This window comes from Shewanella sp. ULN5, from assembly GCF_030731885.1.
GTDB lineage: Bacteria > Pseudomonadota > Gammaproteobacteria > Enterobacterales > Shewanellaceae > Shewanella > Shewanella holmiensis.
The window spans coordinates 123,563-148,574 of the sequence record NZ_JAPJEE010000002.1; the positions used below are offsets into that span (position 1 = coordinate 123,563).

Genomic DNA, 25,012 nt, shown 5'->3' on the forward strand with positions numbered 1-25,012 from the left:
AGCCATTTTCATTCATTATTGAGTTTTATTATGTTATCCAATTCAAAACAAGGTTTAATCGACCAACAACCATTGCATTACACCGACAATGGTCAAGGTGATGTGATTGTGTTATTGCATGGTTTATTTGCTGATAAGCACATTTGGCAAGCCCAAGTGCAGTATCTAAGTGAGCACTACCGCTGTATTGCGATTGACTTGTGGGGCCATGGAGACAATAAAACCATTCCAGCAAAAACAAGAAACTTAATTGATGTGGCTACACATATAACGCAGCTATTAGCTGATTTAGAAATTGCCCAATATCATATTGTTGGTCACGGTTGTGGCGCAGCAATCGCTGCAGAAATGGTGTTACAACAACCATCAAAAGTAAAATCACTGGTCATGCTTAATGCATTTATTGGCTTTGAACCAGAAGTCAATTGCGTCAAGTATCAGCAGTGGTTAGACGTAATGAACCAAACAAAAACTATCACAAAAGAACTCGCCAACACGATCAGCACCTTGATGTTCGCTAAGGGACAACAGGATATCAATCTTGTAAATCAATTAAGCCAACAGTTAAGCAATATCGATAGCCAGCAGATCCCAGTATTAAGCCGTTTTGCCCACATGGCTATTTATAAACGTGACACCATGGAGTTGGTAGAGCAATTAACTTTACCGACTCTGGTTATCATCGGCGTAGAAAATCAACTGAGAACCGTATTAGAAAGTTACTTAATGAGTGATGATATTGATGGCGCAAGCTTACATCATCTTGCTGATGCTGGGCATTTAGCCATGGTTGAACAACCTGAACAAATCAATACATTATTGCATCACTTTTATCAGCAGCAATAATCAGCCACTTAACCTGTCACCTTATTCGCACTCTGCATGCGGATAAGGTACGACTCTTATTTGAGTCAGCCGTGTGTTTGAGTCAGCCGAGCATACTAGCTGGCAAAGCTTTACAAGACTATAAAGCAAAGTTCAGCCTAACCATAAAACCAGTAACACACCGCAATGGCCGCAATGATGCCGCCTAAGTCTGCCGCTAAGCCACAACTTAGCGCATGGCGTCCATTTCGAATACCCACAGAGCCAAAATAAACCGCTAAAACATAAAAGGTCGTTTCTGTGCTGCCTTGAAATATTGCCGCCAATCGCCCTGCAAATGAGTCAACACCGTGATGATCCATGGTTTCTAACATCATAGCTCTAGCGCCCGAACCACTGAAAGGCTTCATAATGGCGGTGGGCATCGCATCGATAAAGCGTGTGTCATAACCCATCCAAGACACTAAGCCTGCCAATCCTTGCAACACATAATCGAGTGCACCAGATGCCCTGAGTAATCCAATGGCTAACAGCATTGCTAACAGATAAGGAATAAGCTTAATTGCCTGATCAAAGCCGCCTTTGGCGCCTTCAATAAACTCATCATAAATGGCCACTTTTTTTATGCCCGCCACAATCACAAAACTGAGAACCAGCAGTAATAAAATGCCATTACCTAACACGCTAGACACCTGGCCAATCGCCTCGGCGCTTAAGCTGAGCAAATAAAACATCGAAGCCATTAATAATGACAACAACAGCGCACCGTATCCAAGAATGACGCTATTGAATAATGAGATACGTTGCACAATCGCCACCACAGTTAAGCCAACAAATGTCGATGCGCAAGTTGCCAGCAAGATGGGGAGGAATATTTCAGCTGGTGATGCCGCGCCCTGCTGAGCACGGTATAAAAACACCGTAACAGGAACCAATGTCACAGAAGAAGTATTGAGTACCAAAAACAAAATTTGGGCATTGGTCGCCACAGTTTTGTTAGGGTTCAAGCTTTGCAGGTCTTGCATCGCTTTTAACCCAAGAGGAGTCGCAGCATTGTCTAATCCAAGCATATTGGCGGTTAAATTCATACTAATACTGCCATAAGCTGCATGACCACGTGGTACTTCCGGCATTAATTTGGATAACAAGGGTTCGAAAAGTTTGGCAAATAATCCCACAACGCCGGCTTTCTCACCCACTTGCATTAAGCCCATCCATAACGCTAAAACGCCGATCAAACCAAGCGAGATTTCAGCCGCCAACTTTGCGCTGGCAAATAGTGCACTAACAGAATCGTTTAAGACCGTTACATTACCTGAAATCAGCTGCAATAATATGGCAATCGCCGCAGTGATAAAAAAACCTAACCAAACTCGATTCAGCACACCCTTTCCTTTTTAAAATGGTTATGGGTTTGTCTTCCCAATGCCCCCAAGCGGTCACATTCCGTGATATGATCCTGTTAATTATGCCACGAGAGTGAACAATGTCTGCATTATGGTTCAATTAAATCCAAATTTTATCAAACACATCGCTAATGAATTACCAGAACATCTTTGCCTAGATGAGTTTATCGCTATTTGCGATAAGCCATTGCGTAAATCTATTCGAGTTAATACCTTAAAAATCAGCAGTGCTAACTTTATCCAGTTAATGGAACCTAAAGGCTGGCAATTTGAGCCTATTCCCTGGTGTAATGATGGATTTTGGATAAACCATGATGAAGAATTGCAACCTGGTAATCTCATTGAACATATTCAGGGACTATTTTACATTCAAGAAGCCAGTTCAATGTTACCGCCTACTGCATTATTCGATGGCATATCGCATCCAGACATGATTTTAGATGTGGCTTCTGCCCCAGGTTCAAAAACGACCCAAATAGCTGCTTTGATGCAAAATCAAGGCCTATTAGTTGCCAATGAATATTCAGCAAGCAGAGTGAAAGTGTTGCACGCTAATGTGTTGCGAATGGGCGCAAGTAATGTAGCCCTTACTCACTTTGATGGTCGCGTATTTGGCGAGTATTTGTATGATACCTTTGATGCTATTTTATTGGATGCACCTTGCGGCGGCGAAGGTACTGTAAGAAAAGACCCTAATGCCTTAAAAAACTGGGATATTAGTGACGTAACAGCAATCGCTGATACTCAAAAAGATTTAATTGAATCTGCTTTTCTAGCATTAAAAACCGGTGGAACCTTAGTGTACTCAACCTGTACATTAAGCCAATTAGAAAATCAGCAAATTTGTTATCACTTGCAGCAAACCTACCCAGATGCGGTAGAATTTATGCCATTGAACGATTTATTCCCTAATGCACAAGCAGCTTGTACCCCTGAAGGTTTTTTACACGTTTGGCCACAAATATTTGATAGTGAAGGTTTCTTTGTCGCTAAAATCAAAAAAACGGCAACCGTTGAGCGGATTAAAAAGCAGCCAAAATTGCAAAAAAACTTCCCTTTTACACCCGCGTCAGAAAAACAAATACAGGCAATTACACAATATTTAAATGCCAGCTTTGCTATTAGCTTGCCTACCGACAGTTTTGTCATGCAACGCGATGATGAGTTTTGGTTATTTCCGAATAGTTTCAATACACTTATAGGAAAAATGCGCTTTCAACGTATAGGTGTAAAACTGGCAGATGCGATGAAAAAAGGTTTTAAAGTCAAACATGAAGCGATACAGGCTTTAGTTGGAACGACTGCAACTAACCCTCATTGTATTGAACTATCTGCCCAGCAAGCACAACAATTTTTGATGGGCCGTGACATTGAAACAACAAGTTTCAGTATTGAAAATCAGCAATGGTTATCACAACATCCCCAGGGCGAAATGTTGGTTAGCTATCATCAAAGCGTTTTAGGTGTGGTAAAGCATTTGGGCCATCGACTAAAAAACAATCTTCCACGGGAATTAGTCAGGGATAATGTTGCCTTCATTGAATAACCAGCATTTAGTTTATCGCCTTAAATGTCACTATTTCCTGAAAAAGTGACCCAATAAAAAAGCCTGAAGCAATTCAGGCTTATCTTTACTCAATTATTATAAGCGATACTGGCAAATTAATTTTTCATTCGAATCGAGCTTAATCATCTAATAAATAGCGAGTTTGTTTGGCAAATCATCATTAATCCACAAGAAGTACGCAAATAAAACTTATTTTTTAGGCAAAGCTAAAAAACACTGTCTATAATTTGTACACAATGTCCCTCCACTCTAGCGCACGGCTCTGCAAGAGCCATTCCCCTAGGCTCAAAACAACTGGATCGTTTTGAGTCTTTTTTTGTCTAAAATTTAATACTATTAACTGTGTAATAAAAGCTGGTTGATATGCATTGAATATCTTGAGCTGTTGATATTGATAACAGTTCAATTAAGCATTTTTCTTGGTCATTATCTGCCCACTAATTTGGCTGCATCTTTAAACAAGGTGAAGAAGTTTTCTGATGTGTAATCCGCCAAATCCTGATATTTTTCGCCGCGCAGCTCAGCCACAAACTCGGCAACATCTTTAACGTAAGCAGGTTGGTTTTCTTGTCCCCTATGGGGAACTGGCGCAAGATAGGGCGAATCGGTTTCAACTAACAATCTGTCTTTAGGGACTTTACGAATAACACTGCGTAAATCACCTGCATTTTTAAAGGTAACTATGCCAGACACTGAGATGTAAAAACCAAGATCAATAGCCGCTTTTGCCATCTCCCATGTTTCAGTAAAGCAATGTAGCACACCAGCCACTTTATCGGCTTGGCCATTTTTTAACATGGCAATGGTGTCTTCTCTAGCATCACGGGTATGGACTATTAAGGGTTTGTTCACTTCAACGGCTAAAGCAATCTGTTGCTCAAAGCATTGCTGCTGTAATTGCTTGGTTTCATCGGCATAAAAGTAATCTAGACCTGTTTCACCAATGGCGACAACTTTAGGATCGGTTGCGAAGCGTCTGATTTGTGCAACATCTAAACCTTCTTTAACATCTAATGGGTGAACACCAGATGATAAAAATACATTATCAAACTGCGCAACTTTTTCACGCATTTGCTCAAAACCTTGCTGACGCACATTGACACATAGCAAATAATCGACTCCTTGAGCCTTGGCATTATTCATTATCGTTTGCATTGAAGCATGATCAGGGGCCGCTTTTAAACGGTCTAGGTGGCAATGTGAGTCAATTAGCATAGTAAAAAAGATGATTTAAACAAATGGGATGCAGAGCATACCGAGCTACATGGTGCAGGTCAAATCACCTGATGATAATTCTTGTGCTAATAACTTTTCGATATGATGTTTATGGCTTTCAGGATCGGTTTTAATTTTAATACCAATACCTGCTGGACGTCCACCTGAAGCACCTATGGGGTTTATCCACACAACCGAACCCTTAAATTCATTTACTTGGCTTGTATTGGGTAAACGGTAGGCAATGGTGAGCTCTTGGCCTAAAAAATGACTTTCTGTGGTTGCAACAAATAACCCAGCCGGTTTTATAAACGGCATATAGGCACGATATAGCTGATGCAATGTATCGTAGTTAACCACCAAGTCGACCATAATATCTTTTACTTCTCTTATGTTAAGTGATTTTGAAGCGAACTAAACTCAAGGAGTATAATCGTTAAGTAAGTGCGAGCACGTGCCTGAATTGTAAAACATAATTTTGGCACAATGCTTGAGTGTTTACATTAGCCATTGTAGTCAATTTATGGCTCATGTGCATCACGTCACCTGCTAATCCAATTACCCTAGCTTGAATAAGTGGATTTAACTTATTACTTTTTAACACATATTGCCTTAAGTACAAATATAAAACCTTTAAGGCATCAATAATTTGTTGTTCTGATAATTTTAATAAACTGTTTTGCAGGTGTCCCGACTGTAAACTGGCCGACCAATCCTGACGATAATCAAGTAACTGTTGGTAGTGTTTTGAGGTCAAACTCTCGGCCAATTTTATTGGCCCTCCTACAACACCTAAACACCAAGTGACGTCATGGCGATTACCCTGCGCATCAGCTTGAGGCAATAAATCTTGCTGTGCCAGCCAGCTAATAATGTCATTTCGAGTTGGCGTGATGAAAGCAATTTTTTGGCATCGGCTGGTGATTGTGGGTAACAGATTTGCCGGTGTATCGGTTTGCAATAGCAGTAATGTATTATTACCTGGTTCTTCTAACGTTTTAAGTAATGCGTTTGCAGCGGCGATGTTCATTCGCTCGCTGTGTTCAATAACCGCAACCCGAGCACCAGACTGCTGTGCGGTATGGATTAGAGACTGGCAAAGCTCACGGATTTGATCGACCTTGATTTGACTGCCATCACTGCGGATCCAATGTAAATCAGGATGATTACCCGCTTTGAACAATAAACATGCCTTACATTTACCACAGGCACCGACGGGGGTTCTATCCATACACAATGCCATTTGTGCCATTTCGCCAGCCAGTTGAATACCACCTAACGCCACATCGACAGGAATTAACTGTGCATGGCTATGTTCATTGCGGTAACACAGTCGAGCAAACCGCTCAAATGGGGTCAATAGCCATGGTAATTGTGTCAGTCTATAATTGGCCTGAGTGAAGTCGATCATTCTATTCCCAGTGTTTCAACATAATGCGTCACACTTATTTAGACACTAATAAGAGTCTTTTGGTTAATTCTGCACGAATATCTTGATGTACTTTTTCCATCGTTTGACTCGCATCAATCACAATGATCGAATTATCTTGTGCGGCAAACTGCAGAAATGTTTCACGTGCACGTTCAAAAAACGCGATATGCTGCTTCTCAATTCTGTCCAATGCGCCACGTTGCGATGCACGCTGTAAACCTAGGCTAGGTTCTATATCTAGGTACAAAGTTAAGTCAGGTTTGAAACCATGTAAGCTTGCATCGCTAATGGCTTTGACTAACGGCATTAATCCCCTACCACCACCTTGATACGCAAGCGATGATAAATTATGGCGATCGCCAAGTACCCATTGGCCTTTCGCCAATGCGGGTTTAATCACATTGGTAATTAATTGGGTACGTGCAGCATAAAATAGCAAGCATTCAGCTTCATCACATAAGGGATCATTGGGTTCAGCGATTTTAACCAAATCTCTGATTTTTTCAGCTAATGGTGTGCCACCCGGTTCTCGTGTGCAAACGGGCTCATGGCCTATTTCTGCGGTAATGATATTGTGGACTAACTCGACAGCACTGGATTTACCCGCCCCCTCTAATCCTTCAATAACGATAAACTGTCCTGTTTGGCTCATTTTCGGTTTCTCTGATATTCATTGACGGCGCGGTTATGATCTTTATAAGTCGATGAAAAAATATGACTACCATCATTTTTTGACACAAAGTATAAATAGTTTACTTTCGCCGGGTTAGCCGCTGCATACAAAGACGCTTTGCTTGGCGCAGCAATAGGCGTAGGTGGCAATCCGTCGATTCTATAGGTGTTAAAAGGCGTTTTTTCTAAAATGTCTTTTTTAGTGATATTGCCTTTATATCTGTCACCCATTCCATAAATAATGGTTGGATCAGTTTGTAAACGCATGCCTTTTTTCAATCGATTATTAAACACCGCACTAACCCAATTTCGTTCTGAGTCTTGTGCTGTCTCTTTTTCAATAATCGAGGCAATAATTAATAACTCATATGGCGAGTTTAATTTTAAATCAGGATCGCGTTGTTGCCATGCTTGAGATAAATGCGTTTGCATCATTTGATAACTGCGTTGCAACATAGAAAACAAATCATCATCAACGCGATAATGGTAGGTTTCAGGGAAGAACTTACCTTCAGGTAACCCTGAAGTATCACCATTTGCAGCCAGAACACGATTAAATACATCGTCTTCAAATGGCATATGTTCAAGGTTTTGTAGTACAGGTAGCCACTCTTTTATGGTTTTACCTTCAATTAAGGTCACTGAGAACGCCACTTCTTGCCCAAGTCTGACTCGGTTCAAAAAATCAACTAGCTTGTCACCTGGCGTCATTTGGTACAAACCGGTTTTAATTTGGCCAAATTGAGGTTCAAGTTTGACTAGAAACCTGGCTTTCCAACTGCCGGTCACTATGCCCTGTTGCTCTAATTTTTGTGTTAGCTTAAGTAATGAAGTTCCTGGCGCTACAGTAATTTGTGTTGCCTCAGTAATAGTTAAAGGCTGTTGTTTGTATTCTAAAATATCTTTTGCATACCAATATCCCGCCAAACAAATGATGGTAAAAAGCGGGATCAAACTGGCTAATAGTCGCGTTATTATTGTATTCATAGGCATCTATTTAGGTGGATGATTATTATTGTTTATTATTTTAAAGCGCTTTAGCTTAATGTCGTTTGCAACTTTTGTGCAACTGCAATTGTATTAAGCCAAGGTTGATAGCTGGTTTTATCGACTTTTATAACATCAATAATGCCAAACAAACTATTACTGATCATGATTGAATCGGCTTCAACAACATCAGCTTGGCTTAAAGACTGAATGCGAACATCTACACCTATGTCTAACAGAGCTTCAATAACGGCCTGACGCATAACCCCACTGACTCCCGCCTGATTTATTGCAGGAGTATATACATGTTGTGCTTTCACAATAAAAATATTGGCCATTGAAGCTTCAATAACATTGGCTTGAGTATCGTAAACTAACCAGTCATCAAAGCCTTCGGGCAGCGGCTGTGTTTTTATCAACACCTGCTCTAAACGATTTAAATGTTTCATACCAGCCAATAAAGGCTGTTGTGCCAATGTAATACTTGAAGTCGCCAATGCGACACCTTGATATTGCCAGGTTTTGTAGTGTGCGGGGATCTCATGGACTGAAGTTATTTCTGTGACATTGGCATTCACGGGTGCCTGGTAACCTCGTCCGCCAACACCTCGAGTGAGCAATAACTTGATACAGCAATTAGGGTTCTTTTCTGCTAACTCAGACAAATGAGCAAGTAATGTCTCAGAAACTGTCCAATTAATATGTAATCTCTGACACCCTTGCGCCAATCTTGCTAAATGTAAATCTAAAAACATAATCCCAGATTGTGGGGCTGATTTAGGGTAGGTGCGCATTGTTGCAAATACGCCATCGCCATAAGCTAAACCACGATCAAACGGGCTGACGTTCGCGCTATTTTGCTGATTAACCCAAACTTGTGTCATTTGTCATCCTGACTAATGCGGCTGGCAACAGCATCTTGTTGATCTTTGTATTTGGCACTTTTTCTTTGATTATACGGTCTTGCTACAGGGCCACTTAAGCGTTCAAAGTTTAATGCACCGATTGTCATACCGGGACGCAATGCAAGCGGCAGTTTGCCGCTGTTAAAAAACTCTAAAACAATTTTACCCTGCCAGCCAGGATCAATACGATGTGCGGTCACATGTACCATTAAGCCTAAACGTGCTAATGATGAACGACCATCCAACCAACCAACAATGTTGGCTGGTAAAGTTACAGTTTCAAACGTAACGGCTAACGCCAATTCCCCCGGGTGAAGAAAGAAAGCCTCACCTTCAGCAATGGTTATTTTATCGCCCATCACGCGATCAAGGGCTGCTTGCATTTCTGCACTCGGGCCGCTTAAATCAATAAACGGTGCGGTATGACCTTGAAAAACACGAAATTGATCGCCAAGACGAACATCAACACTAACACCAGAAATGGCGTCTACCGACGGTCTAGGGTGAATAACGATTAGACCCTCATCCAAACTTTGTTCAATTTCGATATCGGTTAGACGCATTTAATGTAGCCTCTTTGGTAATAACCCCTAAGGTAGTTAACGGTTACTTTGCTAGCAAATGTTGAATTCGCGCTTTTAAAATATCAGTCGCAATTCGGTTTTTTCCACCGCGTGGTACGATGATATCGGCATACTGTTTAGACGGCTCAATAAATTGTAAAAACATCGGGCGAACTGTCTTTTTATATTGAGAAATCACAGACTCCATCGTACGTCCACGCTCAGCCACGTCACGGGTTAAACGGCGTAAGAAGCAAATGTCCAGTGGTGTATCCATAAACACGCTGGCATCCATTAAATCACGCAGTTTAGGATCGGTTAGTAATAAAATGCCTTCAAGAATAATCACTTTTTTAGGCGACATTTCGATGGTTTCAGACATACGCGTGTGCTCGGTATAACTGTAACGCGGAATATTAACCGCTTGCCCCTGTTTAAGTAACTCAAGATGGCTAGCCAGCAATTTATGATCCAGCGCTTTAGGATGGTCATAATTGGTTTGAACTCGCTCTTCCATGGTCAAATGAGATTGATCACGGTAATAAGCATCTTCGTTGATCACGCCTATTTGGTTGGTGCCCAAGTCACGGCAAAGTTCTTGAAAAATGGTATTAGCAATTAAACTTTTACCCGATGCCGATGCACCGGCAATACCAATAATGACACACTGTTGAGAATTCATATACGCTTACTCGTCGTCCGATATACTGATTGATACGGTTGATTTAACTTGTTGTAGTGCTAGTTGCGCACCTAATTTACGGGCTATTTCACGGTAGATACCTGACACTTCCGAATCTGGCTCTTTGACCACGCTAGGCGCGCCATTATCCATTGACTCACGAATACTGATATTCAGTGGTAATGCACCTAATAAAGGAACGTTATAACGTTCCGCAATTTTACTGCCACCGTGAGTACCAAATGGGTGTTCTTTATGGCCACATTCTGGACATAAATGGAAACTCATGTTCTCAACAATCCCTAGCACAGGAATTTGTACTTTATTGAACATGGTGATGCCCTTTTGCGCATCAGCTAAAGCAATATCTTGCGGTGTTGTAACAATCACTGCGCCGCTAACCGGAAACTTTTGTGACAATGTAAGCTGAATATCACCGGTTCCAGGAGGCATATCGATAATCAAATAGTCTAATTCAGGCCATTGAGTTTCATTCAGTAATTGAACCAGCGCGCCTGCCGCCATAGGACCACGCCACACAGCAGCTTCGCCATCACCCAGCATAAAACCGATTGATTGTGCTGATATGCCATGGGCTGATGCCGCAGTCATCATCTTACCGTCAGGAGATTGCGGTCTGAAGTTTGGGATCCCTAGCATCAATGGAATAGAGGGACCATAAATGTCGGCATCTAAGATCCCCACTTCAGCCCCTTCTGCTTTAAGCGCTAACGCTAAATTTACCGCAGTCGTTGATTTACCAACGCCACCTTTACCAGAAGCTATCGCGATAACTTGCTTGACGTTGGCAATCGGCGCAACTGAAGTAATCGCTGAGTATACTCTTGGCTGAAAATCAATTTCACATTCGACTTCATCAATCGCATCTAAAACCGCAAGCTTGTTAGTAATCGCCATGACGGTATCGCGGTATTGAGTCATACAAGGATAGGGATACACTAATCCAAGTAACAGTCGTTTGCCTTCAATGGCTAATTTAACCACACACCCAGCGGCAACTAAGCCTTGCTTTAAATAAGGATCTTGATGCGCATCTAAAATAGCTAACACTGGGGTTAATAATTGAGCATCAAGTTGATAATCAGGATAGGAAATAGACAAAAGCATGACTCCCGTAGACAAATTTCTGCAAGTGTATCAGAACTTCACAAAAATTTAGTGACTAATTGGGATATTTTCATGCATGTTTTGGTGAAAATATTGCTTTTTTCAGTTAGTATCTGGGCAATATTTTTAGCGAAATTCGATGTTGAGAAAAAATGACCCAATCACAGCGTAAAATACTGGTTACCAGTGCCCTTCCTTATGCCAATGGTCCTATCCATTTAGGCCACATGCTTGAATACATTCAAACTGATATCTGGTCTCGCTATCAAAAGCTGCGCGGTCATGAGTGTCACTATATTTGTGCCGACGATGCTCACGGCACACCTATTATGTTAAAAGCACAGCAACTTGGGATTGCTCCGGAAGAAATGATTGCTCAAGTTCAAAAAGAACATGAACAGGACTTTGCTGACTTTAATATTCAATTTGATAATTTTCACAGCACACATAGCCCAGAAAACCGTGAGCTAGCTAGCAGCATTTACCTTAAATTGCGCGAAGGTGGCTATATTAAGTCAAAAACGATTTCTCAGTTATTTGACCCTGAAAAATCCATGTTTTTACCAGACCGATTTGTAAAAGGCACTTGCCCTAAATGTAAATCAGAAGAACAGTATGGTGACAACTGCGATAGCTGTGGCGCAACCTACAGTCCAACGGATTTAATCAATCCTAAGTCAGCAGTATCAGGTGCCACGCCGATCATGAAAGACAGCGAGCATTTTTTCTTTGACTTGCCAGCATTTGAGGGCATGTTACAAGAGTGGATTAACTCAGGTTCGCTTCAGCAAGAAATGGCCAATAAACTGAGTGAATGGTTTGAACAAGGCTTGCAACAGTGGGATATTTCACGCGATGCACCGTATTTCGGTTTCGAAATTCCAGATGCGCCCGGCAAGTATTTTTACGTTTGGTTAGATGCGCCTATTGGCTATATGGGTTCATTCAAAAACTTTTGCGATAAAAACCCTAATGTCAGTTTTGATGAGTTTTGGGCAAAAGACTCTACTGCAGAAGTTTATCACTTCATTGGTAAAGACATTGTCTATTTCCACAGTTTATTTTGGCCAGCAATGTTACACGGCGCCAATTACCGTAAGCCAACAAGTGTTTACGCTCATGGCTATGTCACCGTTAACGGTGCCAAAATGTCTAAATCAAAAGGCACTTTTATCAAGGCGCGTACTTATTTAGATAACTTAGACCCTGAATTTTTGCGTTATTACTACGCGGCAAAACTCAGCAGCCGTATTGATGATTTGGATTTAAATCTTGAGGATTTTGCACAACGTGTAAACTCTGATTTAGTCGGCAAGTTAGTTAACCTCGCTTCTCGAACAGCTGGCTTTATTAGCAAACGTTTTGATGGCAAGTTAGCCAAAATTGCCGACAACAGCCTTGCTGAAACGTTTTTAGCTAAACAGGATCAGATTGCAGAGTTTTACGAAACCCGTGAATACGGCAAAGCCATGCGTGAAATTATGGCTCTTGCTGACATCGCGAACGGTTTTGTTGCTGATCAAGCACCTTGGCAACTTATCAAACAAGAAGATCAACAAGAACAAGCCCATCAGGTGTGCTCTATAGCATTGAACCTATTCCGTATTCTTGTGACTTATTTGAAGCCTGTGCTGCCTCGTTTAAGTCAAGATGTTGAAGCATTCTTACAAATTGAGCTGACATGGAATAGCTTAAACATGGATATGACTGGCCATGAGATAGTACCATTTAAAGCCATGATGCAACGTGTTGATTTAGAGAAAGTGGCCGCCATGGTAGATGCCTCTAAAGACAATCTGCAAGTTACCCAAACACAGGTTGAAACCAAGAGTAAAAAGACCGACAAAGCAGATGTGAAGCCTTCTAGCGGCAATCCGTTAGAAGATGATCCTATCAGTGATACAATTGAGTTTGACGATTTTGCTAAATTGGATTTACGTATTGCGCGTATCGCGAAAGCTGAGCATGTCCCTGAAGCGAACAAACTGCTAAAATTAGAGCTTGATCTTGGTGGTGAAACCAAACAAGTCTTTGCAGGTATCAAATCTGCCTACTCACCTGAAGATTTAGTCGGTAAGTTAACTGTGATGGTCGCCAACCTTGCGCCACGTAAAATGCGCTTTGGTATGTCAGAAGGCATGGTATTAGCCGCAGGTCCTGGCGGTAAAGACCTTTGGATCCTTGAGCCACATGAAGGTGCTCAACCGGGTATGCGTGTTAAATAACGACGCAGAATGAAATAAAAAAGGCTGTAATCGAATGATTACAGCCTTTTTATTTTATGTCGTATTAACCAAGGTAAATTTTAATTTTATCTTGTTGCCATGATTAATCTTTAACAACTAACAGTTAATCTTTAAACGGCTAGCGGTTAATCTTTAGCGATTAAAGCTTAATCTTGAGCGGCTAATGATTAATCTTGAGCGACTAAAGGAATCGCACGATTTTCAAGTAACACTGGAATACCATCATTAATCGGGTAAGCAATTTTATCAAATTTACAGATCAACTGTTGTGCTTCCTTGTCAAACTCCAGTTTACCTTTACACACAGGACACGCGACAATATCAAGTAACTTTTTATCAAAAGCCATTTAAATTTCCTTCTTAAGTTGGATAAGTTGAGTCATTCGACTCATAAACTGGGTGTCAAATTCTGTACTTAGCTTCGCATTTACTGGCAAATACCACCAGTTCGGTAATGCAAAATCGCGACATTTAACCGCATCTTTTTCTGTCATTAACAAAGGTGTGTCTCGAGATAACGCAATCAACTGATGTTTGTCATATGCCTGATGATCGGCAAAGGCGACAACTTGTTTAAGTTGGTATCCCTGCTCAGCTAAGCTGTCAAAAAATCGTTGCGGATTGCCAATGCCAGCCATTGCTGTTATCGGTGCTTGTTGCAATGCTAATTGAGAGTCTGTGTCTTCGGGTGGTAGTAAGACACTATTTAAAGACTGAACCTGACATACGGGCGCAGGGTTAAGCTGCATTAGATGTTCAGTCAAGTTGTCAGAATTAACCGAAGCAACCGGACCACCATTATTGATGATCCAATCAATGGTATTTAATCGCCAAAGCCCTTCTCTTAATGGACCCGCTGGCAATAAACACTCATTGCCGTAACGACGTCCACCGTCTACTAATGCAATTTCAATATCTCGACCAAGGGCATAATGCTGTAAACCATCATCACAAATGATCACATCAACATCAAAATCGGCCAGTAGTTTTTTTGCAGCTAACACGCGTTGACTGCCAACGACCATAGGCACATGGGTTCGGGTAACAATCATTAACGGCTCGTCACCCACATCGGCAGCTAAACTTAACGGCGTGACACTGGCGACACCGTCAATCTTGCCACCATATCCACGGCTGACAACCCCCGGTTTCAAGCCATTAGCCCGTAATAGATTAATCAAATAAATCACGGTTGGGGTTTTCCCGCTACCTCCGGCGGTTATATTACCAACGACCACAACAGGCACTGGCAAGGTATGAGTTGATTTAAGCCCTAACCTGAATAAAGCGCGCCGGATAAAGCTTATCAGCCAAAAAAGTGCTGACAAGGGCAATAAAAACCATTTTGCCCAATGCCCTTGATACCAAACTTGGTTAATCCAGTTTTGCATTAGCTGCCAAACTGCATCTGATACAAGCTAGCGTATACGCCATCCTGAGTAATTAACTCTTTATGCACACCACGTTCAATCACCTTACCTTGGTCGATAACTAAAATTTCGTCGGCAGATTCAATCGTAGAAAGACGGTGGGCAATAACCACTGAAGTACGATTATGACGTAAATTATCTAAGCCTTTTTGAATCGCTTTTTCAGATTCGGTATCTAATGCAGAAGTTGCTTCATCTAAAATAAGCACAGGTGCGTCACGTAACATAGCACGCGCAATTGCAATACGCTGACGTTGTCCGCCAGACAATAACACGCCATTTTCACCCACTTGGGTGTCTAATCCCTCAGGAAGTGTATTAATAAATTCCATCGCATAAGCTAATTCAGCGGCATTGATAATCTGCTCGCGCGTTGCCTCGCCTGGGTACGCATAGGCAATATTATTGGCAATGGTATCGTTAAATAATGTGACCTGCTGTGACACTAAAGCGACCTGATTACGCAGGTTTTTTAATTTGTAATCATAAATGCTAGTGTCATCAAGCAGAATATCACCGTTTGATAATCCACCGTAAAAACGGGTAATTAAATTGGCGATAGTCGATTTACCAGAACCCGAACGCCCGACTAATGCAATCGTTTTACCCGGCTTAACATCAAATTCAATTAAGTTTAAGGCTTGCTTTTCCTGCTCAGGATAACTAAAGCTCACCCCCTTAAATTGCAAATGACCTTGTACACGGTCCACCTCATGGGTGCCTGTGTCAGATTCTGCTGGCGTATCGAGTAATTCAAACACGGTTGTACAAGCTGCAATACCACGTTGGAATTCAGCATTGACTCGAGTTAAATTTTTAATCGGCTGCAGCATTGCCATCATGGCACCTAAAATTGCAGTGAACGTACCCGCGGTCAAATCGGTCTGCATGCTCTCCCAGCTGGCAGCGAATAGTACAAAAGCAAGTGCGAATGAACCAATAATCATAATTACCGGCTGGCTAACCGATTGCGCCACCGCCAATTTCATATTTTGATGGCGGTTTTTATCATTTACTTCAAAAAAACGTGCCATTTCGGTTTTTTGCCCGCCAAATGAGAGTACGTTTTTATGCCCTTTAATCATTTGCTCAGTTGTCGCAGTAACCCCGCCCATTGCTGATTGAATTTGTTTTGATACTTTACGAAAACGTTTACTGACAATACTGATAACAATGCCCATCAAAGGCCCAATCACTAAAATACACAGTGATAATTTCCATGAGTAGAAAAACATGATCGCTAACATGCCTACGACTGTCATAGAATCACGCACGATTGATATCAATGCACTGCCTGAGGCTCTGGCGATTTGCTCAGTATCAAAAGTCACTCGAGAAATTAAATTACCGCTATTTTCGCGATCAATATAGCTCACAGGTAAACGCAAATAGTGCTCAAACACCTGCTGACGCATGTCCATAATTAACTGCGCGCTCATATAAGAAACGCAGTAGGTAGAGACAAAATTGGCAAGTCCTCTGAGGGTAAACATGCCAACAACAACAAAAGGCGCCATCATCATAATGTCGGTGTTGGCATTAAAACCACCATGAGTTGGTAATTCAACTCCCGCAACAACAGGTGCAGCTCCGAAGCCTTGGTCAATAAAGGGTTTAATAAAAGCGATAAATGCGGCATCGACTGCGCCATAGGTGAGCAAACCCAGCACGGCCATAATAAACATAGCTTTCATGGGTAAAACATAAATCATCAAGCGTTTAAAAACGCTCCACATTTCATTATCTGAGTGAGCATTATCTGAGTGAGACGACATTAATATCATTCTTTGCTAACAAACATGGACAGCATTCTACTCTGCTTTAACTATCTGGCCAAATCTAAACAATCGGTTATACCAAAAAGGGGCCATATCATGTCGATAACTGCTTACATGGTAATCAGTTGAGTTGAATTTTATGCTTATTTGACCTTGTTCACCGCTGACTAGCGTGGCAATGTCGCGATCAAGATAACGGGCCATAATGTCTTCTTTAGGAAATCCATATTGATTATTAAATCCGGCATTGAATATCGCTAACTGTGGAGAGACAGCATCAATAAATGCTGAGGAAGATGAGGTTCGGCTTCCATGGTGCGGCACAAATAAAATGTCTGCATTAATATTTTGCTGATTATACAGCAAGCTTTGTTCTCTTGCGGCTTCTATATCGCCAGTCAGTAATACCTTTGTTATTGCTTTATGGGGATTGTGCGGATTGTGCGAATTTATATTTGGGTTCTGATTAATGGCTAACATCATCACACATGAGCGATTATTGTCTTTATTAGACTGCAAATGATCTGCCAAAGTCGTAATTGTAACACGCCCCCATTGCCGCACACCCGGCTGACAACTGCTGACTTTTACATGTGTATTTTCGCGAGTTTGATTGAATAACAGCTCCCCCTCGTCAGCGATTAGTTCAGCATGAGGATATTCAGTAATTAATGCCGGTAAACCACCGCTATGATCGTTATCATGATGACTGATCGCTATGTAATCAATTTGCGTGATCCCCCTCGTTTTTAAAAATGGAATGATTACCCGCTCGGCATAACTAAAATCCCCAAAGGCGGCCCCGCTATCATATATCAACGCCCTATTCTGTTGCTGCAAAACAATTGCACTACCCTGCGCCACATCCAAGGTATGCAAACTGATGTCATGGATTGGCTTCACACTTGTTGTTTCACTAAAGCCTATGGGCGCTTTTCCTGTAAAATGATTAACATCATTTGCGGTGACAGCCTTAAACATAAGCTGCATAAAAGGAAGATTCATTACCAAGGTCAACAGACAGAGAATAAAGCCATTTTGACTCAGTCCACGCTGCCGCCCATTTATGCTTTGATTCGCTCGAAATGCATTATTAAATATCGACCAACGAAATGTCAGTAATAAGCCAAAACCAAGCAAACTACACAGACTTGCAGCAATCCAAGTTTCACTGACATCAATCAAACTACTTGGAAAGTCATCTGACTGATTCAGTAATGCACTAAATGGCACTAACAAGATATCAACTAATGCAAATATCCAAGTATCTGAAGCTAAATCCACAATGTGCGTGTTGCTGAATACCTCGCTCAAAAAGTACCACATTGACCAAACAACAAAGCTTAACATTGCTACTGGTATCACTAATAAACTGAACCAAGGCACCACCAGCAAGTTGATCCAAATGCTATGAATAGATAGTGTTCCAAATAGTAGTGCTTGCAACACACCAAGCCCTATGGCTAATCGCCATTGAATCGACCACAAATCCAGGCAATACCCGAACATTTTTTGTATTCGATTAGCTCCTGATGTAATAGGGGATTGTGTCAATTGCTGCTGGTGCTGGTGCTGGTGCTGGTCAATGAAACGCAAAATAATGCCTAAGGCGACAAATGATAGCCAAAATCCGGCACTCAACATTGCAAATGGATCAAATAGTAATACCCCCGCCAGTGCATACATTAATCTTTGCCACAAAGAATGATGCTGTTTCAATAAACTCAGCAGTACCAATAAAACCAGCATGATTAATGCGCGTTGTGTTGATACAGAATAACCCGCTAAATAGGCATACCCCCATGCCATTGATGTTGCTAACATGAGTGAGGCATACAAAGGAAACAAGCCAAATTGACAATGTATTTTCGATAATAAAAACTGCCCAAATCGAACACAAGTCAATAAACTAAAACATCCTAGAAAAACCAAGCCAAACACCACTGATAAATGCAACCCTGAAATGGCGATTAAATGTCCTGTACCCGTTTGCCTTAACTGCTGCCAGCGAACATCTGAAATCTGACTTTTTTCGCCAAATAATAAAGCCAGTAGTAAGTCTCCATTGTTTAATTTAGGGGTGACTAACGACAATGACGATAACCATTTTTGCCTTATTGATGGCTCATAAGACACTAAACTGGCCTGTTTAACCTGCCCCTTGGCAACGATATGGCGATGAATGTAATACCGCTGTTGGTTAAATCCCCCTTGATTAGCAATGCTGGTGATAGGCTTAAGTCGTGTATTTTCAAATAGCCAAACTTGGCCTACAGTAATAGAGGGCGGCTTCTGCCAAGTTAGTCGATATATTCTGTCTCTTGGTAACCCATTTATGCCTTGAGATAGATTAATATTGGTTAATTTAGGTTCAATTACACGTACATCCAGACTTATCCAGTCGCGGTCACCATTAACTAGTGATATTATCTCACCGGTAAATGTAACTTTGTTTTGCAGTGTATAGCTTGGTTGAAAGTCTAACGAATAGAAATAGATGCTTATCCAAAAAACGGCAAAAGTAGCACCACTTAACAGCGGTGCTTTAATCAGGCAAACAAAAGCCAAAAGCAGTATGAGGGCCAAACACCATATAGGTGGCATAACAGGCCAAAGTAATGCACTCAGGCAGCTGATGCAAAAGCCGAAAACAAATCGATTCATAAGATACTAGTAAAGACAGTAATCAACTAAGATGCCAAAAAAATTCATACAAAAATTTATGCCGGATCCTAAAACACTGCAAAAGCATAAATATTTGCGTGTGTTCGGCAAGCTATTAGATAAACCTAATCTATGGTTACTGAATCGCAAATCAGCACCTGGGGCATTTGCAGTGGGCCTGTTTGTTGGTTGGATGCCGATGCCATTTCAAATGGTTGCAGCAGCAGGCTTAGCAATCATGTTCAATGTGAATATTCCGGTTGCAGTCGCCCTAGTCTGGATTACCAATCCTGTAACCATGCCTTTTATGTTTTACATTGCCTATTTGTTGGGTTCTAAATTACTGGGGCAAGAAAGTCAGCATTTTGAATTTGAAGCTAGTTGGCAATGGATAGAAGCATCATTGTCTACGATAGGGCCACCATTTTTACTAGGATGTTTTGTATTAGGTATCGTGTCTGCTGCAGTAGGTTATTTGGTGATTAATAGCTTATGGAAATATTCAGTATTATTTAAATGGCAAAAAAGAAAATAGTTCATATCATCTAAATCTCTAAATTAATTAACCTTAATTGAGGTTTAGGTCTGCCTTTATAAGCGCACTTCACATCTCCACCTTGATGTTTAGCTTCTACATACCGACTAATCATGTCTAATATGTTCAGTTTAATCTGCTAAAACACTCATTTATGCTGAGTGTTAGCACGATTTCTGATTCGATAAAACAGCCAAAACACTAGATGCAGTAACAACAAGCCACTAAAAGCCACACAGAAAAACAGTAACGCAATTGACTCAACAGTTTTAGGTTGTTCAGCGTAAAACCACCACCATAGCGGCCAGCAGAAAACTGATAACAAGCTAAGTTGTGCCATACAACGAAAGCAACGCCCCAGCTTTTGGATGAAAATGGATTCTTCACACTGGTGACAGGACATGAAGCACTCTAGTTAGGTTCACGGATCGAGTTAAATTCACTGGCTAGCAGTGCGTATTGATATTCATCGCACCAGTTCCCTTTAAACAGCACATGTTGAATAAAGTGACCTTCACGGCGAAACCCCACTTTTTCTAACAGCGCAATACTGGCTATATTTAAACAATCTGTAATAGCTAGCACTCTATGACGTCCTAGCGTATCAAATAAGTATTTGAGAACACAGTAAAGTGCCTCAGAGGCTACCGCTTGCTTTTGATTCAAAGGTGCAACAGTAAAACCGACTTCAATCTGGTCTTCATCAATAAAATGCAATGCTATATCGCCAAGGAGGGTATCTGTGCGTTTATCGCAAATCGCCATTTGATACCATTTGCCAGCTTGAGCAAATTGACAGTAATCCGTTTGCTGTAAAAGCTGCTTAGCATCCTCTAGACTGTAATGGGTCCAACTTTGATATTTAGCCACATTAGGATCATTTCGATAAGCTGCAAAAGCCATTAAATCGTCTTCGTTAAAAGCACGAATGACAAAGCGTTCTGATTGCAACACGGGTGATGATAATTGCGTTTTAGTGGTCATCACCGTATGTCCTGAATTAGCATTGCAATTTACCGACCGGCTAACGCAGCAGCTGGGGCAATTTTGGTTGCCTTCCAAGCTGGGTAAACTGTTGCAATTAAACTCATCACCAAGCCTAATACAATCACAAAAACCACATCGTGCATTTGTAATTGTGATGGCAGAAAATCAATAAAGTAGATATCTGAATCTAATAACTTAATTCCCAAAAGTGTTTCAACGCCTTTGGCAATACTGCTCAATTTCAGCGCGACTAACACCCCGATTGCACCGCCTAAACTGCAACCTAAAAGGCCATTTAATCCGCCTTGCATAATAAATATGGTCATGATGGCTGAACGCTTTAATCCCATCGTCATTAAAATCGCAATTTCAGACGCTTTATCACGTACCGCCATCACCAAAGTAGACACAATATTGAAACATGCCACAGCGATCACTAGCGCTAACACTAAATACATTACCATTCTAACGAGTTGAATATCTTGATATAAATGGCCTTGAGAGCGCGTCCAGTCATTTAAATATAAGTATTGCTCCTGAGCGTAACCTAAATCACGGGTAACACCTGGCGCGTTAAACACATTATCAACTTGCAAACGCACTCCGCTAACACCAGTGCCAAGATTGAGTAAGTCGCTTAAATACTTTAGCGGCACATACGCTTGTGAAGCTTCAATTTCACCGCCTAAATCATACACACCACTGACCAAAAACCGATGGCTTTTAGCGGCACTTAAGCGATTATTGTTCGCATCAGGGGTATACATTGCCAGCGTATCGCCAACCTTTAATTGCAATTTATTTAATAAACTGCGCCCCAGAACAATATGATTGTCATTACCTTGCAAAGACTGCCAGGCACTGTCATTCATATATTGCGCAATGCTTGATACTTGCTGTTCATAATCAGTATCGATACCGTTCACAACAATACCTTGAAAACCACCGGGCTTTTGTACCAGTCCTTGTAAACGCACAAAAGGTGCGACACCGGTAATTTGCGGGATATTTTTAGCGGTTTCAGCAATGGTAAACCAATCATGAATAGGTTCATTCACGCCGACCAACTCACCATGGGAAATCACCCCAAGCAAACGGTTTTGCAGTTCTTTTTCAAAACCATTCATTGCCGATAACACGATAATCAGCACAGCGACGCCTAAAGCAATGCCCGCTGTCGATGCAAATGAAATAAAACCAATAAAGCCATTATTTTGCCTTGCGCGATAAAAACGCCAACCGATTAAAAAAGGTAACCATTTACTCATTAATGTTACCTGCTGCCACCTGTAGCACACCGTCTTTCATGGTTAATTGTCTGTCCATTTTGGCTGCCAGTTTATGGTCATGGGTGACCACCACAAAGGCCGTTCCAAACTGCTGAGCTAATTCACGGATCAATTGATAAACGGTTTCACCGCTGGTGGCGTCTAAGTTACCTGTTGGTTCATCAGCCAACACTAACTTAGGTTGATTGATTAACGCTCTGGCAATGGCAACGCGCTGTCGTTCACCACCCGATAATTGCGCCGGGATATGTTGCAGTCTGTGGCCAAGTCCAACGCGTTCTAGCAACACTTTGGCGTTTTGCAAAGATTGCTGCTTATCCTTACCTTGAATAAAAGCCGGCATCGCCACATTTTCAATAGCACTGAACTCCGGCAGAAGATGGTGGAATTGATAAATAAACCCTAAGTCTTCATTTCGCAATTTGGCTTGCTTAGCCGCAGATAATTGGTAAATATCTGCACCATCAAGTAACACCTTCCCATCACTTGGGGTATCTAAGGTGCCCATCAAATGCAGTAAAGTACTTTTACCTGAACCAGAGCTGCCCACAATCGCTAACTGCTCTCCTTTGTAAACCTCAAGATTGACATCTTTTAGCACATGGGTAGTCACTTCGCCGTCGTGATAATGTTTACTGACATGATTAACTTGCAGTAATACTTGTTTGGTCTGTGTCATTATTCGTATCTCAATGCAGTAGCGGGTTGAACCTGCGCGGCGCGCAACGCTGGATAAATGGTGGCAATCAGGGTAATAAATAAGGTGCCAACCACAATCACAGTTAATTGCGTGAGTGATAATTGCACCGGAAGCGTTTGACCTGCGCCTAGAATAGATATCCCTAACGTGGTTAAAATTTCATTCAAATTAAGCGTAAGCACAATGCCGGTTAAAGTGCCTATGACTAAGCCAAGCACCGCATTAAGTGAGCCTTGCACAATAAAAATATTCATTACAGCGGCAGTCGTCAGGCCTTGGGTTTTTAATACTGCAACGTCAGTGGTTTTATCTACTACCATCATCACTAGTGCCGAGACAATATTAAACGCCGCCACCGCGACAATTAAACTGAGCATCAATGACATCATATTCTTTTCCATCTTCACGGCAGCAAATAGATGGCCAAAATCAGCGCGCCAATCACGGCTTGTAACTGCTACGCCCTGTTCACTTAAACTATGGGTTATTAACGGCGTAATGCTGGCAACATTAAAGGGATCGTCCAGGTATACTCGTAATTCGGAAATCACCTCAGGGTCTTGGCGCATTAACCGACGCGCATCTTGATAATGTACATAAGCAACAGTCGCGTCGACCTGAGCCCCCATCTCAAACACACCCGCCACCTTAAATTTACGTTGACTCGGCACAGGCCCTAGCGGTGAATAAACGACGCCATCACCACTTAAAATCCGAATTTCATCATCGGGTTTAACCCCCAGTTTTCTCGCCAATTCACTGCCTAGTACAATGGCATAACTTCCTGGCGTCAATGCATCAAACGCGCTGGAATAGGTATGGGAAATAATACTGGATAAACCCTGCTCTAGTTCGGGGAACACCCCCAACACCTGAGCCGCAGCAATATTTGAACTGGATTGCAACATACCCTGAGTGGTCGCGCTAGGCACAATGCCCATAATGTCATGTTGTAAACGTTTATCCTGTTTAACGGCTAAAACACTTGTTTGCCAGTCGTCAAAGCCTGTATCACTAATTAACGTCAGTTGTGGTACAGCCCCTAAAATTCGGTTTTTAAGTTGGCCTTCAAGACCATTCATCACAGAACTGACGACAATCAACGCCGCCACGCCTAAAAAAATGCCCGACACAGCAAACAAGGTAATAAATGAAGCAAAGGCATTGGCTTTACGTGCGTGCCAATAGCGATACCCCACAAAAAAAGAAAATCCAAAATTCATATAAAATTTGTCATCCACTGCCGTATTTCGGGCGTATATTGGTTATCGCTGAGCCAAAAACTATGCTAAAACTGGCCATAAAAGCTTATGACTTGCTAAACCATCAAGTTGGGCACGATAATAGGGGTATTAGTTTGATAAATAAAGAGGCAAACCTTGATAAACGATAGCAATTCTTATTTTAGCGTGCCTCACCAGTTTAATGTGTATCTTAATGCTTGGGATAAACAGCGCCCGATCCCTGACGATAACCAATTACGTCAAATGCAATCGACTGGTTTGAAACTATTATCAGAGGTGAAAGCGCTTGAAGCTAACTGTTTAATGCAAATACGTCAGCTAGAGAGTGAAACCAAATCGATTGTTGAGTTTTTAAAACTTCAATCACGTAAAGTCGATTTAGTACTACAGCATGTATTGGAAAAAGAAACCCAAACGGGTCAACAGTACCAAGGGCTTCAATTTGGTGGCAGCGGCTTAACTATTGTGTCTGACACCCCAATTGAAGTGGGATCTATTTTTAGTTGCCATATTTATCTTCACGCAGAAGTCGTGGCAGTACTGTGCATGTGTGAAGTCACCGCCGCTAAACAGGTCAATGTAGAAACAGTCGCACCAGACGTATCAGCCGCGCCGTCATGGCATATCGAACTCGCCTATACACAAATTTTAGATGAAGATATCGAACAACTAGTGAAAGCCAGCTTAAATGTGCAACAAAAAATGCTTAAACTGCGTAAGCAACAACGTAATGACAATCTGTAAGTTCTCTTAATAC

General features: G+C 41.6%; 24 protein-coding genes. 5 read left to right on the forward strand and 19 right to left on the reverse strand.

What is annotated here, in order from left to right; all coding sequences use genetic code 11:
* Positions 1-30 precede the first annotated feature (30 nt).
* Positions 31-846: an alpha/beta fold hydrolase gene (locus ORI98_RS02620; protein ID WP_261297806.1), complete on the forward strand. Its 816-nt coding sequence runs from the start codon at positions 31-33 to the stop codon at positions 844-846.
* Between the two features lie 137 nt (positions 847-983).
* On the opposite strand, the gene ORI98_RS02625 is transcribed toward ORI98_RS02620, so the two are convergent.
* Positions 984-2,210 carry a nucleoside recognition domain-containing protein gene (locus ORI98_RS02625; protein WP_306134144.1) on the reverse strand — a complete coding sequence of 409 codons (1,227 nt, stop codon included), beginning with the start codon at positions 2,208-2,210 and terminating at the stop codon, positions 984-986.
* 112 nt (positions 2,211-2,322) lie between these two features.
* On the opposite strand from ORI98_RS02625, the gene rsmF reads away from it, so the two are divergent.
* Complete coding sequence (gene rsmF / locus ORI98_RS02630) at positions 2,323-3,777, forward strand: 16S rRNA (cytosine(1407)-C(5))-methyltransferase RsmF (protein WP_306134145.1); 1,455 nt, start codon at positions 2,323-2,325, stop codon at positions 3,775-3,777.
* A gap of 447 nt (positions 3,778-4,224) precedes the next feature.
* Here rsmF and ORI98_RS02635 read toward each other — a convergent pair whose 3' ends face one another.
* The 9 genes from ORI98_RS02635 to apbC form a co-directional block, all read right to left on the reverse strand.
* Positions 4,225-5,013, reverse strand: a complete 789-nt coding sequence (locus tag ORI98_RS02635; protein WP_306134146.1) for a TatD family hydrolase — start codon at positions 5,011-5,013, stop codon at positions 4,225-4,227.
* A 45-nt stretch (positions 5,014-5,058) separates the two neighbouring features.
* Positions 5,059-5,385 carry a PilZ domain-containing protein gene (locus ORI98_RS02640; protein WP_188839587.1) on the reverse strand — a complete coding sequence of 109 codons (327 nt, stop codon included), beginning with the start codon at positions 5,383-5,385 and terminating at the stop codon, positions 5,059-5,061.
* Positions 5,386-5,449: 64 nt separating this feature from the next.
* A complete protein-coding gene (gene holB, locus ORI98_RS02645) occupies positions 5,450-6,424 on the reverse strand; it encodes a DNA polymerase III subunit delta' (protein ID WP_306134147.1) in 975 nt (324 codons plus the stop codon).
* Positions 6,425-6,458: 34 nt separating this feature from the next.
* A complete protein-coding gene (gene tmk / locus ORI98_RS02650; protein ID WP_306134148.1) occupies positions 6,459-7,097 on the reverse strand; it encodes a dTMP kinase in 639 nt (212 codons plus the stop codon).
* Positions 7,094-8,104: an endolytic transglycosylase MltG gene (mltG, locus tag ORI98_RS02655; RefSeq protein WP_306134149.1), complete on the reverse strand. Its 1,011-nt coding sequence runs from the start codon at positions 8,102-8,104 to the stop codon at positions 7,094-7,096. The genes tmk and mltG overlap by 4 nt, the downstream gene beginning before the upstream one ends.
* Before the next feature lie 50 nt (positions 8,105-8,154).
* Positions 8,155-8,988: an aminodeoxychorismate lyase gene (pabC, locus tag ORI98_RS02660; protein ID WP_306134150.1), complete on the reverse strand. Its 834-nt coding sequence runs from the start codon at positions 8,986-8,988 to the stop codon at positions 8,155-8,157.
* A complete protein-coding gene (gene dcd / locus ORI98_RS02665; RefSeq protein ID WP_306134151.1) occupies positions 8,985-9,572 on the reverse strand; it encodes a dCTP deaminase in 588 nt (195 codons plus the stop codon). Before dcd ends, pabC begins: the two co-directional genes overlap by 4 nt.
* A 43-nt stretch (positions 9,573-9,615) precedes the next feature.
* Positions 9,616-10,254, reverse strand: coding sequence for a uridine kinase (gene udk / locus ORI98_RS02670; RefSeq protein ID WP_306134152.1), 639 nt, complete (start codon positions 10,252-10,254; stop codon positions 9,616-9,618).
* 6 nt (positions 10,255-10,260) lie between these two features.
* Complete coding sequence (gene apbC / locus ORI98_RS02675; RefSeq protein ID WP_371931107.1) at positions 10,261-11,382, reverse strand: iron-sulfur cluster carrier protein ApbC; 1,122 nt, start codon at positions 11,380-11,382, stop codon at positions 10,261-10,263.
* Positions 11,383-11,534: 152 nt separating this feature from the next.
* Here apbC and metG point away from each other — a divergent pair, with 152 nt between their 5' ends.
* On the forward strand, positions 11,535-13,607 hold the full coding sequence (metG, locus tag ORI98_RS02680) for a methionine--tRNA ligase (RefSeq protein WP_306134154.1): 2,073 nt from the start codon (positions 11,535-11,537) through the stop codon (positions 13,605-13,607).
* A 188-nt stretch (positions 13,608-13,795) separates the two neighbouring features.
* Here the strand turns inward: metG and ORI98_RS02685 are convergent, their stop codons facing one another.
* Genes ORI98_RS02685 through ORI98_RS02700 form a run of 4 tightly spaced genes read right to left on the reverse strand, consistent with a single transcriptional unit; the run spans position 13,796 to position 19,500 of the window.
* Positions 13,796-13,975, reverse strand: a complete 180-nt coding sequence (locus ORI98_RS02685) for a Trm112 family protein (protein WP_306134155.1) — start codon at positions 13,973-13,975, stop codon at positions 13,796-13,798.
* On the reverse strand, positions 13,976-15,019 hold the full coding sequence (lpxK, locus tag ORI98_RS02690) for a tetraacyldisaccharide 4'-kinase (RefSeq protein WP_306134156.1): 1,044 nt from the start codon (positions 15,017-15,019) through the stop codon (positions 13,976-13,978).
* Positions 15,019-16,833: a lipid A export permease/ATP-binding protein MsbA gene (gene msbA, locus ORI98_RS02695; protein ID WP_306134157.1), complete on the reverse strand. Its 1,815-nt coding sequence runs from the start codon at positions 16,831-16,833 to the stop codon at positions 15,019-15,021. Before msbA ends, lpxK begins: the two co-directional genes overlap by 1 nt.
* A gap of 36 nt (positions 16,834-16,869) precedes the next feature.
* Positions 16,870-19,500, reverse strand: a complete 2,631-nt coding sequence (locus ORI98_RS02700; RefSeq protein ID WP_371931108.1) for a DNA internalization-related competence protein ComEC/Rec2 — start codon at positions 19,498-19,500, stop codon at positions 16,870-16,872.
* Positions 19,501-19,531: 31 nt separating this feature from the next.
* Here ORI98_RS02700 and ORI98_RS02705 point away from each other — a divergent pair, with 31 nt between their 5' ends.
* On the forward strand, positions 19,532-20,035 hold the full coding sequence (locus ORI98_RS02705; protein WP_306134159.1) for a DUF2062 domain-containing protein: 504 nt from the start codon (positions 19,532-19,534) through the stop codon (positions 20,033-20,035).
* A 148-nt stretch (positions 20,036-20,183) separates the two neighbouring features.
* Here ORI98_RS02705 and ORI98_RS02710 read toward each other — a convergent pair whose 3' ends face one another.
* Genes ORI98_RS02710 through ORI98_RS02730 form a run of 5 tightly spaced genes read right to left on the reverse strand, consistent with a single transcriptional unit; the run spans position 20,184 to position 24,234 of the window.
* The gene (locus tag ORI98_RS02710) at positions 20,184-20,438 is read right to left on the reverse strand and encodes a DUF3624 domain-containing protein (protein WP_261297823.1); all 255 of its coding nucleotides are present in this window, start codon (positions 20,436-20,438) and stop codon (positions 20,184-20,186) included.
* An 8-nt stretch (positions 20,439-20,446) separates the two neighbouring features.
* Entirely contained in the window at positions 20,447-21,019 is a 573-nt protein-coding gene (locus ORI98_RS02715; RefSeq protein WP_261297824.1) for a GNAT family N-acetyltransferase, read from the reverse strand.
* A 29-nt stretch (positions 21,020-21,048) separates the two neighbouring features.
* A complete protein-coding gene (lolE, locus tag ORI98_RS02720; protein ID WP_306134160.1) occupies positions 21,049-22,290 on the reverse strand; it encodes a lipoprotein-releasing ABC transporter permease subunit LolE in 1,242 nt (413 codons plus the stop codon).
* Complete coding sequence (gene lolD / locus ORI98_RS02725) at positions 22,283-22,990, reverse strand: lipoprotein-releasing ABC transporter ATP-binding protein LolD (protein ID WP_261297826.1); 708 nt, start codon at positions 22,988-22,990, stop codon at positions 22,283-22,285. The genes lolE and lolD overlap by 8 nt, the downstream gene beginning before the upstream one ends.
* Complete coding sequence (locus ORI98_RS02730) at positions 22,990-24,234, reverse strand: lipoprotein-releasing ABC transporter permease subunit (RefSeq protein ID WP_306134161.1); 1,245 nt, start codon at positions 24,232-24,234, stop codon at positions 22,990-22,992. The genes lolD and ORI98_RS02730 overlap by 1 nt, the downstream gene beginning before the upstream one ends.
* 156 nt (positions 24,235-24,390) lie before the next feature.
* Between ORI98_RS02730 and ORI98_RS02735 the strand changes: the two genes are divergently transcribed.
* Positions 24,391-24,999 (forward strand): hypothetical protein, encoded by a 609-nt coding sequence (locus tag ORI98_RS02735; RefSeq protein WP_306134162.1) that lies wholly within the window; start codon positions 24,391-24,393, stop codon positions 24,997-24,999.
* Positions 25,000-25,012: the final 13 nt, after the last annotated feature.